The sequence below is a fragment of the Bordetella tumulicola genome, from assembly GCF_965138755.1.
GTDB lineage: Bacteria > Pseudomonadota > Gammaproteobacteria > Burkholderiales > Burkholderiaceae_B > Bordetella_A > Bordetella_A tumulicola.
The window spans coordinates 183,798-199,140 of record NZ_CBCSFP010000012.1 but is presented as its reverse complement, the minus strand read 5'-3'; the positions used below and the strand labels follow the sequence as shown (position 1 = coordinate 199,140).

6 protein-coding genes and 1 pseudogene are annotated in these 15,343 nt (G+C 61.8%); 5 read left to right on the top strand and 2 right to left on the bottom strand.

Annotated features, from left to right (window positions below; all coding sequences use genetic code 11):
* Nucleotides 1-22: 22 nt before the first annotated feature.
* Nucleotides 23-622: an RBBP9/YdeN family alpha/beta hydrolase gene (locus tag ACNAZS_RS22990; RefSeq protein ID WP_415792845.1), complete on the bottom strand. Its 600-nt coding sequence runs from the start codon at nucleotides 620-622 to the stop codon at nucleotides 23-25.
* Nucleotides 623-866: 244 nt separating this feature from the next.
* Between ACNAZS_RS22990 and ACNAZS_RS22985 the strand changes: the two genes are divergently transcribed.
* The 4 genes and pseudogenes from ACNAZS_RS22985 to ACNAZS_RS22970 all read left to right on the top strand — a co-directional run bounded on the left by ACNAZS_RS22985 (nucleotide 867) and on the right by ACNAZS_RS22970 (nucleotide 11,951).
* Nucleotides 867-1,994, top strand: a complete 1,128-nt coding sequence (locus tag ACNAZS_RS22985) for a branched-chain amino acid ABC transporter substrate-binding protein (RefSeq protein ID WP_415792844.1) — start codon at nucleotides 867-869, stop codon at nucleotides 1,992-1,994.
* 794 nt (nucleotides 1,995-2,788) lie between these two features.
* Nucleotides 2,789-6,161: pseudogene (locus tag ACNAZS_RS22980) on the top strand (type I polyketide synthase); the annotation flags it as partial.
* Between the two features lies 1 nt (nucleotide 6,162).
* Nucleotides 6,163-10,582 (top strand): SDR family NAD(P)-dependent oxidoreductase (locus ACNAZS_RS22975; protein ID WP_415792843.1); only part of this gene is annotated, 4,420 nt, incomplete at its 5' end.
* Between the two features lie 16 nt (nucleotides 10,583-10,598).
* Nucleotides 10,599-11,951, top strand: coding sequence for an aminotransferase class I/II-fold pyridoxal phosphate-dependent enzyme (locus ACNAZS_RS22970; protein ID WP_415792855.1), 1,353 nt, complete (start codon nucleotides 10,599-10,601; stop codon nucleotides 11,949-11,951).
* Nucleotides 11,952-11,972: 21 nt separating this feature from the next.
* Here the strand turns inward: ACNAZS_RS22970 and ACNAZS_RS22965 are convergent, their stop codons facing one another.
* Nucleotides 11,973-13,271: a capsule biosynthesis protein gene (locus ACNAZS_RS22965; protein WP_415792842.1), complete on the bottom strand. Its 1,299-nt coding sequence runs from the start codon at nucleotides 13,269-13,271 to the stop codon at nucleotides 11,973-11,975.
* Nucleotides 13,272-13,686: 415 nt separating this feature from the next.
* Between ACNAZS_RS22965 and pgi the strand changes: the two genes are divergently transcribed.
* Entirely contained in the window at nucleotides 13,687-15,303 is a 1,617-nt protein-coding gene (pgi, locus tag ACNAZS_RS22960) for a glucose-6-phosphate isomerase (RefSeq protein ID WP_415792841.1), read from the top strand.
* The last annotated feature ends 40 nt before the right edge of the window (nucleotides 15,304-15,343 follow it).

The window sequence follows — 15,343 nt, the reverse complement described above, 5'->3', positions numbered from 1 at the left end:
GCCAGCAAGCCCCCCCTCCCCCTCAAGGCAACACAACCGACTCCTGTACTGGAGACACTCTCGGTAATGGCGCTGTGACGCGCCAGATGGCTCTGCGCCGCAGGGCGGTCAGGATTTTTAGTCCTTGGGGCCAGTCTCCAAAGCCGCTGTCGGCGTTGATGTGGCCGGCGTTGGGGATGATTTCCAGGCGGCTTCCCCAGGCGTCTGCGAACTGCGCTGCACGTTCCAGCCTGCAGTACGGGTCGTTGTCGCTGGCGACGACGACGGATTGAAATGAGAGTGAGTGCAGTGGGACGGGGCCGAATGCTTGCAGGCAATCGGGGGCGCTGTGGCGCTCTACATCGGCGGGAGCGACCAAGAGTGCGCCCGCGATTTTGGCGCGTAGCGGGACGGGCAGGCTGACGCAGGACAGGCAGCCGAGACTGTGGGCGATGAGGAGGACCGGGCAAGCGGCTCGGTCTACGTGGGCGGCAACGGTGGCGTGCCAGATCGCGGGGTCGGGGTTATCCCAGTCGGGCTGCTGTACGGTTTGGGCGTGTGGCACGCATTCGGCCCAGCGGGCTTGCCAGTGACCGGGGGCGGAATTTTTCCAGCCCGGGACGAGGATCGGTTGGAATCTCATGGCAGATATGATGCCGCGCTGCTTTATGAAGGTAAACGAACTAATTCTCTTTTGTATATATCGGTATAGGTATATGGGAATCCGTCTGATCTGAGGGTTTCTCGGGATGGAGCACGGGTTTTTCCGGGGTACCTTTCGGGTATGCTTGGCGTGCACTGTGTGGGGTCTGGATCTTGTCGCGCGCGTGTCGCGTGGACGGTCTACCCTGCCTGGATAACGAAATCGAACGTTAAGGAGATCGGCTATGAAGCAAGCATTTCGTCTTAGCCCTGTGCTGGCTGCACTGAGTTTGGCGGCGGGTTTGGCCGTGTCGGCGGGTGTGCAGGCGCAAAGCATCAAGATTGGCGTGGTGGGGCCGACGACAGGCCCTGTGACGCAGTATGGCGCGATGGTCCGCGAGGGTGTGGATACGGCGATCGAGGTGATCAATGCCGCGGGCGGTGTTGATGGCAAAAAGCTCGAGGCGGTGGTGATTGATGATGGGTGCGAGCCCAAGCAAGGTCCTGTCGCGGCGAACCGCGTGGTCAATGATGAGATCGGGTTTGTGGTCGGGCACGTGTGTTCGGGCGCGACGATTGCGGCGGCGGATGTCTACAACAATGAAGGCGTGGTGATGGTGACGCCTTCGGCGACGGCCCCCGCCGTGACGGATGGCAAGGACTACGAGTTTATTTTCCGCACGATTGGTCGTGATGATCAGCAGGGTCCCGCGGCGGCGAAGTTCATTCTGGACAAGATCAAGCCCAAGACGGTAGCCGTGCTGCACGACAAGCAGTCGTATGGCCAGGGTATCGCGACAGCGGTGAAAAATGATCTCGAAAAGGCCGGGACGAAGGTCGCGATTTTTGAGGGGATCAATGCGGGCGATAGCGATTACTCGGCGGTGATTACCAAGCTGAAGTCGAATAACGTGGATTTTGTGTATTACGGCGGTTATCACCCGGAGATGGGCTTGTTGCTGCGTCAAGCGTCCGAACAAGGCGTGAAAGCGAAGTTCATGGGTCCCGAGGGTGTGGGCAATCCGGACATTAATGCGATTGCGGGCCCGGCTGCCGAGGGAATGCTGTTGACGCTGCCGGCGGACTTTACGAAGAATCCGGCGAACGCCGACATCGTCAAGGCCTTCGAGGCTAAAAAGCGTAATGCCAGCGGCGCGTTCCAGATGACGGCCTATGCGGCAACGCAGGTAATCGCGGATGCGATCAAGGGATCGGGCAGCACGGATCCGACCAAGGTGGCGGCGTATCTGCATGCCAATACCTTCGATACGCCGATCGGCAAGACGGCGTGGAACAAGCAAGGCGATCTGACGGACTTTGAGTTCGAGGTCTTTACCTGGCACAAGGACGGCAGCAAGACGGCCTATAAGTGATGTCGCACGAGGCACAGACCGCGTCAATTAGCGGTTTGTGCCTTTGTCTGGCGGCCTGCACCGCTAGCTAGCCCATGCCGGTTGCCCGTGCTTTGCTTGTGCCATTGCTGATGCCTCAATCACCGAGGGTTAAAAAGGCCGCAGGCTGACTTCCTTTGCGTAACTCAGAAGTAACGCTGCCGATTGATTGGTATCAAAAACGGAATGCGCGGCCGATTAGGGTGACGATTTTGGGGCGTTTTGCAGTCTTCTATCGGCGATCTGTGGGGTTTTGGGGGCTTTTCACGGTGGTTTTGCTTAGGAAATAAGGGTCTTGACAATTATTTTCTGAGCTTCGCGAAAAAACGACATCAAGATACAAAATACTTCAGAAAGAGGCGTTTCAGCACTGAAATATTAACTTTTGTTATAAAACTTTCATTTACTTAATAATATAGCCTCTATTGCCAGGATACTCCGCTTAGGTTGAGGCTTTCTTTTGTAGGAGATTTGAGATTTTTGTGTGCGGAACGATGGATATTAGGGGCGGTTTGTATCTGCGTTTTGCCGGCCGGCACGCGGAAAGCTTACAAACGCCATATAAACAGTAAAATTTGCCAATTCGAACTCTACGGGTAGCCCTTTCTAATGACTGAGCCTCTTTTTTTGGCGCAGGTACTAATGCCTTATTGCTAAGTCAGTGTTAACCGATGTGATCTGCGAGCGTGGTGGTTGTCTGACCGGCTCGTATGCGTAGCTAATAACAATACAAGACCAAAAAACTCTCAAGAGTAGTTGTTCGAAGGAATTCATTTATGGCAAAGCGTGTTGCCGTCGTAGGGCTCTCGTTCCGGTTTCCGCAAACGGATACTGAGCAATATTGGAACGACCTGATGGCCGGACGTGACCTCGTTACGGAGGTCGAAGCCAATCGTTGGCAGCAAGACGCCTACCTGCATCCCGCGAAAGATCACCCAGGCACCGCATACACGTTTGCGGCCGGGTCGATTGGGGACGTGTCGGGTTTTGATGCGCAGTTTTTTGGTATTTCACCGCGCGAAGCGTCGTTGATGGATCCGCAGCAGCGTCTATTGCTGGAGCTCTGCTGGGAGGCGATCGAGAACGCCGGGGTCAAGCCGTCGAGTCTGCGCGGCAGTGATTGTGGCGTGTATATCGGTATCGCGAGCGCTGATTATTCGTATCGCATGTCGGATGACATGAGTGCCGTTGACGCCTCGATGGCGACCGGCAATACGTCGAGCATTGCGGCGAACCGGCTGTCTTATCTGTTTGACTTGCATGGCCCGAGCATGGCGGTGGATACCGCGTGCTCGTCGGCGCTGGTGGCATTTCACCAGGCGTGCCGCGCGATTGTCACGGGTGAGACGACGCATGCGATTGCGGGGGGCGTCAGCCTGCACCTGCATCCCTATGGGTTTATTACGTTTTCCAAGGCATCGATGCTGTCGCCCGGTGGGCGCTGCAAGGTCTTTGACGCGTCGGGCGATGGTTATGTGCGTTCCGAGGGCGGCGGCCTGTTTTTGCTGAAGGATTACGATCTGGCGGTCGCCGACGGCAATCATATTCTGGCCGTGATTGCGGGCAGTGCCGTCAATACGGACGGGCGCAAGTCGGGGCTGACCGTCCCGAATGCCAATGCGCAGATTTCGTTGATGCAGCAGGTGTACGAGCGCGCCGGCATTCCGGTGTCGGACATTGATTATCTAGAGGCCCACGGCACGGGTACGGCGGTTGGCGACCCGATCGAAACGCGCGCGATCGGCGCAGCGCTGGGTCAGCCACGTGGCGCGGATAATCCGCTGACCATCGGCTCGGTCAAAAGCAACATGGGTCACCTCGAGGCCGCGTCTGGCGTGGCGGGTTTGGTCAAGGCCGTGTACAGCCTGCAGCATCGCATGGTGCCCGCCACGATCGGCATCCAGACGCTGAATCCGGCAATCGAGTTCGACGACTGGAACATCTCGGTCGCGACGCAAAACACGCCCTTGCGCCGCAAGGGCACGCTGACAATCGGCGTGAATTCGTTCGGCTTTGGTGGCGCGAATGCGCACGTGATTCTGCAAAGCCCGCCGGTAAAGTCCAACGACCCGGCCAACAAGCTGGCCAATACGGCGGCGGTACCGGTGATCGTTTCCGGCAAGACGCCCGAGGCCCTGAAGGCCGCCGCGCGCAGCATGGCCGACGTGCTGCAAAGCCAGCCCGCTCGCGCCTTGTATGACGTCGCCTACCATGCGGCGATGCGCCGTGAATGGCACGCCGAGCGTGCCGTGGTGTACGGCACCGACAGCGAACACGTGGCGCAGGCCCTGGCCCAATTCGCCGAGGGCGACGCGCCGCGTTATAGCGTGGCGTCGGGTAGCGCGGTTGCCGACGCGCAAGGCCCGGTCTTTGTGTATTCGGGCAATGGCTCGCAATGGGATGGCATGGGCCGTCAGTTGCTGGCGGACCCCGTGTTTGCCGAGGCCGTCCACGAGATCGATACCTTGTTCGCGCCGCTGGCAGGCTATAGCCTGGGCGACGAGCTGGCGCGCACCGACAGTGCCAAACAATACGAACGCACCGAGGTCGCGCAACCCGCCCTCTTTGCGCTACAAGTCGGCGTCACGCGGATGCTGGCGCAACGCGGCATCCACCCCACGTCGGTGATTGGCCATAGCGTGGGCGAAGTCGCCGCAGCCTGGGCCAGTGGCGCACTGACGATGGCCGACGCCGTCCAAGTGATTTTCCATCGCAGCCGCCTGCAAGGCACCACCAAGGGCCGCGGCTGCATGACCGCGGTCGGCATCGACGGTGCTACCGCACAGGCCTTGCTGACCGAGCTACAGGTCACCGACGCGGTATGCGTCGCGGGCTACAACAGCGTGCGCGGCGCGACACTGGCGGGCGATCCGGCCGCCATGGCCACCGTCGAGGCCGTACTGGCCGAGCGACGCGAGTTCTACAAACGTCTGGACCTGGACTACGCCTTTCACAGTGCGGCCATGGACCCGATTCAGGCCGACCTGCAGCAAGCCCTGGCCAACGTGGTCTCGCAGCCTTGCCAGATCCCGTTCCTGTCCTCGGTCGACGGCAAGCCGCTCGACGGCACGCTACTGAACGCCGATTACTGGTGGCGCAACGTCCGCGAACCCGTGCGTTTTCATCAGGCCGTCGACACGCTGGTGTCGCAAGGCAATAACGTTTTCATCGAGGTCGGCCCGCATCCGGTGCTGCGTTCGTACGTCAACGACAGTCTCAACGCCGCCGAACGCAAGGGCGTGGTGCTGTTGACGGCCAGCCGTGGCAATGATGACCCCGCGCGTATCCACGACGCGGCCGGCCAGGCCCTGCTCAGTGGCGCGCAGACTGACTGGCAGGATCTCTTTCCCTGGGTGGGACGTCACATCGCCATGCCGGCCTATCCGTGGCAGCGCGAACGTTACTGGCATCCCATGTCGCCCGAGTCGCTGGGCCAGTTGCAACGCACTAACGTGCATCCCCTGTTGGGCTACCCGTTGCGCCAACACGAAGGCATGTGGGAAAGCCAACTCGACACCAAACTCCGCCCGTGGCTCGCCGATCACGTGGTCGGCGAGGCCGTCGTCTTTCCTGGCACCGGTTTCGTCGAGATCGCCCTGGCCGCCGCCCTGCAATGGCAACCGGGCGCCTGGGCCGAAATCGAAGAACTCGAAATCCGCTCACCCCTGCTGTTGGGGGCATCGCCCTCCAAGCGCGTGCGCGTCACGCTGGACACCGCCGATGGCGGCTTGCGTATCCAGGCCAAAGACGTGGGCAGTACGGAACCCTGGACCCTGCATGCCTCCACCCGCGTCCTGCGCGAAGCCAGCGCGGCCCTGCTGACCAGCACGCCGGTACAGTGCCCGGATCGCCCGTACGACTTTACGACTGAGAGCCATGCTCTCATGACGCGTGCAGTCGGCCTGGACTACGGCGAGGCCTTCCGCGCTATCCAGCACGGCTGGAAAGAGTCCGACGAATCCGTGCTCGCCGTGTTGCAGCCCGCACAGATCCTGCAAGACCAGTTGTCCAGCAGCCACCTGCATCCAGCGTTGCTCGACTGCTCCTTTCAGTTGATCATCCAACTGCTGCACGATGACCCCTCCTTTGATCGGGGTGTGGCCTTTGTGCCCGCCAAGGTTGGCCGCCTGGCGCTACGCGCCGATGGCGNCACGCCGCGCTACGTGCGCGCGCGCCTGTTGCGCCGCGCGCCGCATTCCCTGACCGCCGAGTTCACGCTTTACAACGCCGAGGGCGAACAAATCGCCGCCGTGCGCGAGGCCCGCTTCAAGAGCATTCGCCTGTCCAAGACGGCCGCCGATGCGTTGGACTTTGTCGACGACGCGGGCGTACCCCGCCCGCACGCCCAAGATCCGCGCAGCCATCAAAGCACGCTGGATGCCGCCACGGCCGCCGACACGTGGGCCGCGATGGCCGCGCGTGCCGCCCAGGACGAGACCCACACGCGCTACGCCCACGAAATCGAGCCCTTGCTCGATAGCCTGTGCGATCACTTCTTCATCCGTGCGCTGGGCACACTGGCCCCCAACACCAATCACCTGTACGACGACGTCGCCGAGCGCTGCCGCCAGGCCTCGCCCGAGTCCGCCGCGCTGCTGGATCACCTGCTGGCGCGCGCGACCGATTCGGGCCTGCTGGAACGCGCCCCGTCGGGCTGGACCATCAACGCCCAAGACGACGGCGCGGATGTCATCGATATCTGGAATAGCCTCCTGCGCGAATACCCGGACTACGCCCACGTCGTGCACGCGGTGGGCCGCGTCGGCTTGCATCTGGGTCCGCTGTTGCAGGGTCAAACCACACTGGATGCCATCTGCCCCGACGACGCATCCGCCAGCGCGCTGACCCGCCAGATTTTGGGTACCGAAGCGCGCGAACGCATGGGCGCCACACTGCAGACCCTGCTGACGCAAGCCCAGGCGGCGTTGCCCGCCGGGTCGCGATTGAGCGTTCTGGAAATCAGCGCGCATTCGCCGGCCTTTGCCGTGCACTGCTGCACCGCACTAGACTTCGATCTGGCCGACTACCGCTACGTCTCGACGCAGCCGCAGGCGCTGGAACACGCCCAACGCCTGCTGGACAGCCATCCCGACGCCTCGCACGGCCTGATTGGCGACGAGACCGACCTCGCCGACCATGATCTGATCATCCTGCACGCCGACGCCGACAGTCCCGATGACACGTTGCGCGCGCTGGAATATGCCCGCGCCCACCTGAAAACAGGTGGCACGCTACTGTTGCTCGGCCACCATCCCGTGGCCTGGCTGGACTTTGTCGCCGGTGGCAACCCCAACTGGTGGATCCCGGCCGACGGCGAAAATCCGCGAGCGTCGAGCCAGTATTCCGCTCGCACATGGCAAGACCTGCTGACCCAACAGGGCTGCACCTGCGGCCCCATCCAGGAATTCGTCCCCAACAGCCTCACCGGTCCGTACCTGCTCAGCGCCGTTGCCGCCGCACCCGCCTCGACGCTCGCCACCACGCGGGCGGTGCAGGCCGCGCAAGCCAACGCCGCCGCGAATATCGCCGCGAGCGTCACGACAGTCAACGCCACCCCTCATGCAGCCGTCAATGCCTCGGCAAACGGAGCCAAGAACGGCGCCGTCAACGCCACCGCGAACACCGCCACCCGGGCGACCCATTCGCCCGTTGACGCACAGGCCATCCCACCGGGCTGGCTGCTCTTGGCCGGCTCGCAAAACGCCGATCGCGTCCTGGCGCAGGCCGTGTCCACTCGTCTGAACGCCGCCGGTCATCGCACACTGATCCAGTACGACGCGGATCCCGCCGACTTTGAAGCGGTGTACGCCCAGGCCAAGCAACATCTGGCCAAACTGGATGGCATCATCCATCTCGATGGCTTGGCCCAAGCGCCCGCCGCCCAGACCAACGACGCCGCCCTGCAAACCCAGGTGCGCCGTTGCGCCCTGACCGCCGCGGCCGCCCAGACCCTGGAACATCACAGCAGCAAGGCCACCTTGTGGCTGTTGACCATCGGCGCCGCCCAGCACCTGGCCACCCCGGATGCCGAGCCCTTTAGCCTGAACGACACCGCGTTGTGGGGCTACGGCCGCACCCTGATGAACGAGGCCGCCCAGTTTGGCGTGCGCCTGCTCGATCTGCCCAACACTGACTTCAGCGACCCCGTGCTCGACGCCCTGGAACGCGAACTGCGTTGGCCCGATGCCGAACAAGAGGCCGCACTCACCGCACGAGGCGAGCGCTACGCGCCACGCCTGCACATCCAGCCACGTCCCGTCAGCGTCCAGGCGCCCGAGCACAGCGCCGACCACATCAGCCTGGGCTTTGAATTCCCGGGCCAGTTGCGCAACCTGCGTTGGGAACGTGGCCCCGCCAATGAACTCGCCGACGACGAACTCGAAGTCGAGGTCCACGCGACCGGCCTGAACTTCCGCGACGTCATGTACGCCCTGGGCCTGTTGTCCGACGAAGCCATCGAAAACGGCTTCTCCGGCCCCACCCTGGGTCTGGAATTCGCCGGCACCGTGCTGCGCGTGGGTACGAGCGCCGCGGGCGACTACCAACCCGGTGACGCCGTCGTCGGCTTTGGACCGGCCAGCTTCTCGAACCGCGTGCTGACCCAATCAAACGCGATCGCGCACATCCCGAACGACATTTCCTTCGAAGCCGCCGCGACCATCCCCAGCACCTTCTTCACCGTGTACTACGCGTTGCATCATCTCGCGCAACTCGAAGAAGGCGAAAAAGTGCTGATCCACGGCGCCGCGGGCGGCGTGGGTATTGCCGCGATTCAATTCGCGCAATCGCGTGGCGCCGACATCTACGCCACCGCCGGCTCCGACGAAAAGCGCGACTTCCTGCGCCTGCTAGGCGTACAACACATCTACGACTCGCGCTCGCTCGCCTACGCCGACGAAATCCTCGCCGACACCCATGGCCAGGGCGTGGACATCGTGCTGAACTCGCTCGCCGGCGAAGCCATCAACCGCAACCTGCGCGTGTTGAAGCCCTTTGGGCGATTCCTCGAACTCGGCAAACGCGACTTCTACGAAAACACCCGCATCGGCCTGCGCCCGTTCCGCAACAACATCAGCTATTTTGGTATTGATGCAGATCAGCTCATGCGCGAACGCCCCACCCTCACCCGCCGCCTGTTCGGTGAAATGATGGCGTTGTTCGAACAAGGCGTACTGCGTCCCCTGCCGTATCAGGAATTCGACGCCAACGACATCATCGATGCCTTCCGCTTCATGCAGCAGGCACGCCAGATCGGCAAAATCGTCATCACGTATCGCAATGGCATTCGTCATACGCAAGCCGTGCGTCACGTCACCGCGACACCCACGCCCCTGACCCTGCCCGAACAAGCCACCTATCTCGTCACCGGTGGCCTGAGCGGCTTTGGCCTGCGCACCGCGCAATGGCTCGCCGACAAGGGCGCGCGCCATCTGGTCCTGGTCAGCCGCAGCGGCCCGACCGCCGAACCCGCGCAACAGGCCATCGCCGAACTCGAGGCACGCGGCGTCACCGTGCACGCCACCGCCTGCGATGTCACCGACAGCCAGGCCGTCAACACCCTCTTGCAACACATCCACGACACGATGCCGCCTCTCAAAGGTATCGTGCACGCCGCCATGGTCATCGAGGACGGCCTGATCCGCAGCGCCACCGCCGAGCAGATCCAACGCGTCCTGGCGCCCAAAGTCCTGGGCGCCTCGAACCTGGACGCCGCGACCCAGGCCCAAGGCCAGGTGCTGGACTTCTTCATCATGTATTCGTCCGGCACCACCCTATTCGGCAACCCTGGCCAGGCTAATTACGTCGCTGCCAACATGTGGCTCGAGGGCCTGGCGCGCCGTCGCCGCGCTCAGGGCCTGACTGCGACCTGCGCGCGCTGGGGCGCGATCGACGATGTCGGTTTCCTTGCCCGCAACAAAAAAATCAAGGATGCCCTGCAAAGCCGCATGGGCGGCGCCGCACTCGCCTCCGAGGCCGCCCTGCAGGCGCTCGAAGACATGCTGCTCGCCGACGTCAGCGGCCTGGGCGTACTGGAACTGGATTGGCGCGCCTTACGGCGTTTTCTGCCCACCGCCGCCACGCCCAAATTCAGTCTCCTGGCCCGCCGCAGCAGCGACAACGGCGACGACGACGGTGACACCGGCGACATCGCCCACCTGCTCGCCACCCTGGACGACGAGGCCCTGCATCCCGTCTTTGTCGACATGTTGCGCAACGAAGTCAGCGAGATCCTGCGCGTGCCCGGCGACAAGATCAACCCGGACGTCTCCGTCTACGACATGGGCCTGGACTCGCTGATGGGTGTCGAGCTCGTCGTCGCCCTGGAAAGCCGTTTCGGCATCCGCCTGCCCGTCATGGCCCTGAACGAGAGCCCCACCCTGTCCAAGCTGGCGGATCGCCTCATCCTGCTGTTGCGTGGCGACAGTGACCATAGTGAATCCGACACCATGCTGGCCCAAGTCGAACAAGTCGTCTCGCAACACACCGACGAAATTCCGGCCGAAGCAATGGCAAAATTTGCCGATGATCTAAAATCCGGCAATATCAACGCCAAACGCATGATTCACTAGACGGGACGCTGTGAGCATTACCAAAAAAGGTCTACCGGGCCTGTCGGCCAGCATCAAAGACAAGCTGATCCAACAGGCCCTGGAGCGCAAATTGCGCCAAGCCGGCCAGGAACCCTCGTCACGCACGATGTTCCAGTCGTCCACGCGTAAAAGCGCCATTCCAGAGGCGTTTTACCGGTTTGACCAGCACCCCGGCTATCGGCAACTGCAGATCATGAACGAAGGCGCCGCCCGCATGGGCGTGCGCAGCCCGTTCTTCAAAATGCACGAAGGCACCGCCGGGGCAGACACGCGCATCGGCGGCAAGCTCTACGCCAACTACGCCAGCTACAACTACCTGGGCATGTCCGGCGACCCCGTCGTACAGGCCGCCGCCCGGCAGGCCATGGAACGCTACGGCACCTCGGTGTCCGCCAGCCGTCTAGTCTCGGGCGAGCGCCCCATCCATCGCGAACTGGAACGCGCGCTGGCCGACCTGTACGAGACCGACGACGCCATCAGCTTCGTCAGCGGCCACGCGACGAACGTCTCCACCATTGGTTATCTGTTTGGCCCGCGCGACCTGATCCTGCACGACGAGTTCATCCACAACAGCATCCTGCAAGGCGCCCAGCTATCCGGCGCGCGACGCCTGCCGTTTCCGCACAACGACAGTGCCGCGCTAGACGCCATCCTGAACGAACAACGCCACCAGTTCGAACGCGTGCTCATCGTGCTGGAGGGCATCTACAGCATGGACGGTGACTATCCCGACCTGCCACGCTTTATCGAGATCAAGCGCCGCCACAAAGCCTTTCTGATGGTCGACGAAGCCCACTCGCTAGGCGTCATGGGCAAACGCGGCTATGGCATCCGCGAGCACTTCGGTTTGTCGGGCAAAGACGTCGACATCTGGATGGGCACCCTCAGCAAAACCCTCGCGGGTTGCGGTGGGTACATCGCCGGCGAGACCGCCCTGATCGAACACCTGAAATTCCTGGCCCCCGGCTTTCTGTATAGCGTCGGCATGCCCCCCAGCGTCGCCGCCGCCTCGCTGGCCGCCCTGCGCCGCATGCAAGAGCTGCCCGAGCGTGTCGCCACCCTGCAGGCCCGCGGTCGCTATTTTCTAGAGACGGCCCAGGCCGCCGGCATCGATACGGGCACCAGCACCGGCCTGGCCGTGGTACCGGCCATTACCGCCAGCTCACTCAAGGCGGCACGCCTCTCGGCGGCGCTATTCGAACGCGGCATCAACGTGCAGCCGATTCTGTACCCCGCCGTGGCCGAACAATCGGCCCGCCTGCGGTTCTTCATCTCGTGCCTGCACACCGAAGAGCAGCTCAGCCACGCCGTAAAGAGCCTGAACGAGCTCATGCCCGGCCCAAAATAGTCCGCCGGATCACCCGCCGGGTCATTGACCGCCCGGCGTCACCCCACTGCCCTCCAGCGACTTGAAAATCGGCACATTGCGCTCCAGCGCCTGTGCCAGACGCGGGGGCGGATCCACAAATCCGCCCGGCTCGTTCACCTGATCATTCATCACCCGTCGCACAATCTCGCGGCAGGCATACTCTCGCCCCTCTGGGTGATAAAACGATCCGTGCACCTGGATCGTCGCCGCCAACGCACTGACCAACGCGTTACGCAGGGTTTTATCGACGCGCTGAGGCTTGACCCAAAACGTATCCAACGACCCTTGATGCGTCAGGCCGACGATGTCATACACCGCCATGCCCAAGACCTTGACCGGGGTGCCCGCCCGCAAACTATGCAGACCGACCGTCGAGTTAATCGTGATCACCCCGCGACTACGCCGTATCGTGCGCTTCAGATCGCAATTACTCACCGCCAGCACACGTTTTTCAACACCGTGCTGCTTGGCCAGACGCTTGACCCGCCTTTCCCAGCACTCGACGCCATTGTCCAGGGGATGCAACTTTACGATCAAATGCCCATCCGGATGCGCATGCTGCGCAAACGACGCGATCACCTCGGCGATCATATCGGCCTGACGCCGATAGCTGGAATTCACCCGCAGCTGATAATCCGCCTGGATCTGCAGCGCCAGCATCCAATAACGCTTGCGTTCCGTACGGAGACGTGTCGCCGCAATCGTGCGTGCGCGTTCCGTAAACATCTTGCGCAACGCACTGGGCAGCCAGCTTAAATAATCAATAATCGGGTGATAATATTTATCCGCGCGATACAGCGGATACCCATACGGCACCAACGACGTCAGCAGGTTATAAACCACCTCGTTCGTGGCTTCCTGTGCAAACCGGTGCGTAAAATGCTCTTTGGGCTGCGAAAAGGTACGCACCTGGCGCGCAATCTGCCGAATCACCTCTGGGTCGCTGGGAAAATGCGACAACGCACCCATCGCTCCGCGCTCCAGCGTCAGCCAATCCGGACGTAAATAACCAAATTCGACCGCGTAGGTACGTATCCCCAGGGCGGCGCCCAACTCACGCGCGACGGCGTGGTATGGCAAACGATCCGCGTAATACAAAATATCGGTAATCTGATGTTCAACCAGATATTTCCGTAAATACGCGCCCCATTTACTGAAGCGACCGCGATAATTATCGGCGCCGGGTTTGCGCCAATAAACCCAATCGCCCATCGAAAAATTGATGCGGCGCGTCGTGGCGCCCGCTGCCTCGAACTGATCACAGAGCTGGCGCCAAAACGTCGACGGAGGGCCCTGCAAAAATAATATTCTGCGCTGGGAATCAGCTATCATTCGTATCCGCTAGACGAGGCCAAAACGTCGACACCAAAAGCCGATGATTGTACCAGCCACCCTGGTGCCTCGGGCAGCACAACGCCCTGCTCATCCGGCAGTTGGGCGCGCATCTGTTACCAACCGTACCAGCGCAATTAGCTTATATGTTGCATCGCAATATTCCGTCGGCTATTCTCTCTGTGAAGTTTGCGCATTATTGCTATATATCAAGCGGCACCGTGAATATCGTGATCACAAAACGATAAAGACCCGTTACATTACTCCCAGAGAAAGAGCGTATGGTTCCAAGTGCTATGTAGCCCATGGCTACGCCGGCTTTAACGCGACATCCGCGTTAATCAGTTCAACTTATTAATTACCCGCCCCGATTGCGCACACAATGAAAGACTCAGCCACACGCCCGGCCGCAGTACCTGTGAACGACGTACCCGCCCTGTCCGCGCTACCCGAATGGCAGCAGTTTAAGGACGCGGCCGAAACCGCAGACCGCAAAGGCGGCACGCTGCGCGTCATCGAGGCGGCGGGCATGAGCATCGACCTGAGTGCCCAACCGCATTCAGACGCCTTTACCGAGGCCTCACACGCCCTGCTGCGTGTGCGCAATTTCAAGCAAATGCGCCGCGACCTGCTAGAGGGTGGCATCGTCAATCACACCGAAGACCGCGCCGCCTGGCACACCATGCTGCGCGAGCCGTCGCCCACCCCCGAGGTCGCCCACGAGCGCACCCGGCTGCTGCAATTCGTGCAACGCGCTGATAGCGAGCGCCGCTGGCGCCACGTGCTGCATATCGGTATCGGCGGCAGCGACTGGGGCTTGCGTCTGACAGTGGCCGCGTTCGGCTATACCGGCACCTGGCGCGACATTCGCTTTGTCGCCAACATCGACGGCCACGCCATCGAGGGCGGCCTGTCCGGGCTAAATCCCCACGAAACCGTCGTGGTAATCGCGTCGAAATCATTCACCACCGCGGAAACCCTGGAAAATGCCCAGCGCGCCCTGGAATGGCTGCGCGCCGCCGGGGTCAAGTACCCGGAACGCCAGCTCGTCGCCGTCACCGCCCGCCCCGCGATCGCGCGTAAATTCGGCGTCCCCAAAGACCAGATCTTTCCGTTTTGGGACTGGGTCGGCGGTCGGTTCTCGTTTTGGTCGTCAGTCTGCGTATCCACGGCGCTAACCGTCGGCACCGACGTCATGGCCGGCATGCTGGCCGGCGCCCACTCGATGGACGAGCATTTCCGTACAGCGCCTATTCATCGCAACGCCCCGGTACAGCTGGCCCTGGCCGGTGTCGCCAACCGCAGCGTACTCGGGTTCAGCTCGCTGAATGTCTCGGTCTACGATTCACGACTGTTCCACTTGGTGCCCTACCTGCAGCAGCTGGAAATGGAATCCCTGGGCAAGTCCGTCACCCTGGCCGGCGAACCGGTCGGCGTACCCACCGGCCCCGCCGTCTGGGGCATGCCCGGTACCGATGCCCAGCACACCTTTTTCCAATGGCTGCACCAGGGCGACGGCGCCGCGGTCGACTTCATCGTCTGCCAGCAGGCCGATCACCGCTGGCCTGATCACCATCAGCAATTGGTCGCCAATTGCCTGGCGCAACGCGAGGCCTTGCTGCGCGGCAAATCGTACGACGAAGTCCTGAGCGAGATCGGCAAAACCAGCGACCGTGAATACGCGGAATGGCTGGCCAAGCACAAAGTCTACGAAGGTGGCCGCCCGTCCAACCTGATTGTATTGCCCCGCCTCAGCCCCTATACCCTGGGTTCCTTGATTGCCTTGTATGAGCATAAAGTCTTCGTCCAGGCATTGATCTGGGGCATTAATCCGTTTGACCAATGGGGCGTAGAGCTAGGTAAAACACTCACGTCGCAAATACGCAAAGATTGGCAAAATATGGCCGAAGGCAAGGCTGTATCGGCGGCATCTCATGACGTCTCGACTCAGCATTGGTTACAACGCTTCGCCCCTCCGTCGGTCCAGCAAGATATCTGATCGAGCTATACTCGTTTGCTGTCCAACAATAAAAAAGATT

What these genes read in the sequence shown, in the direction of transcription:
- ACNAZS_RS22990 (WP_415792845.1), bottom strand. Translation starts at nt 622, where the DNA reads ATGAGATTCCAACCGATCCTCGTCCCGGGCTGGAAAAATTCCGCCCCC.
- ACNAZS_RS22985 (WP_415792844.1), top strand. Translation starts at nt 867, where the DNA reads ATGAAGCAAGCATTTCGTCTTAGCCCTGTGCTGGCTGCACTGAGTTTG.
- pgi (WP_415792841.1), top strand. Translation starts at nt 13,687, where the DNA reads ATGAAAGACTCAGCCACACGCCCGGCCGCAGTACCTGTGAACGACGTA.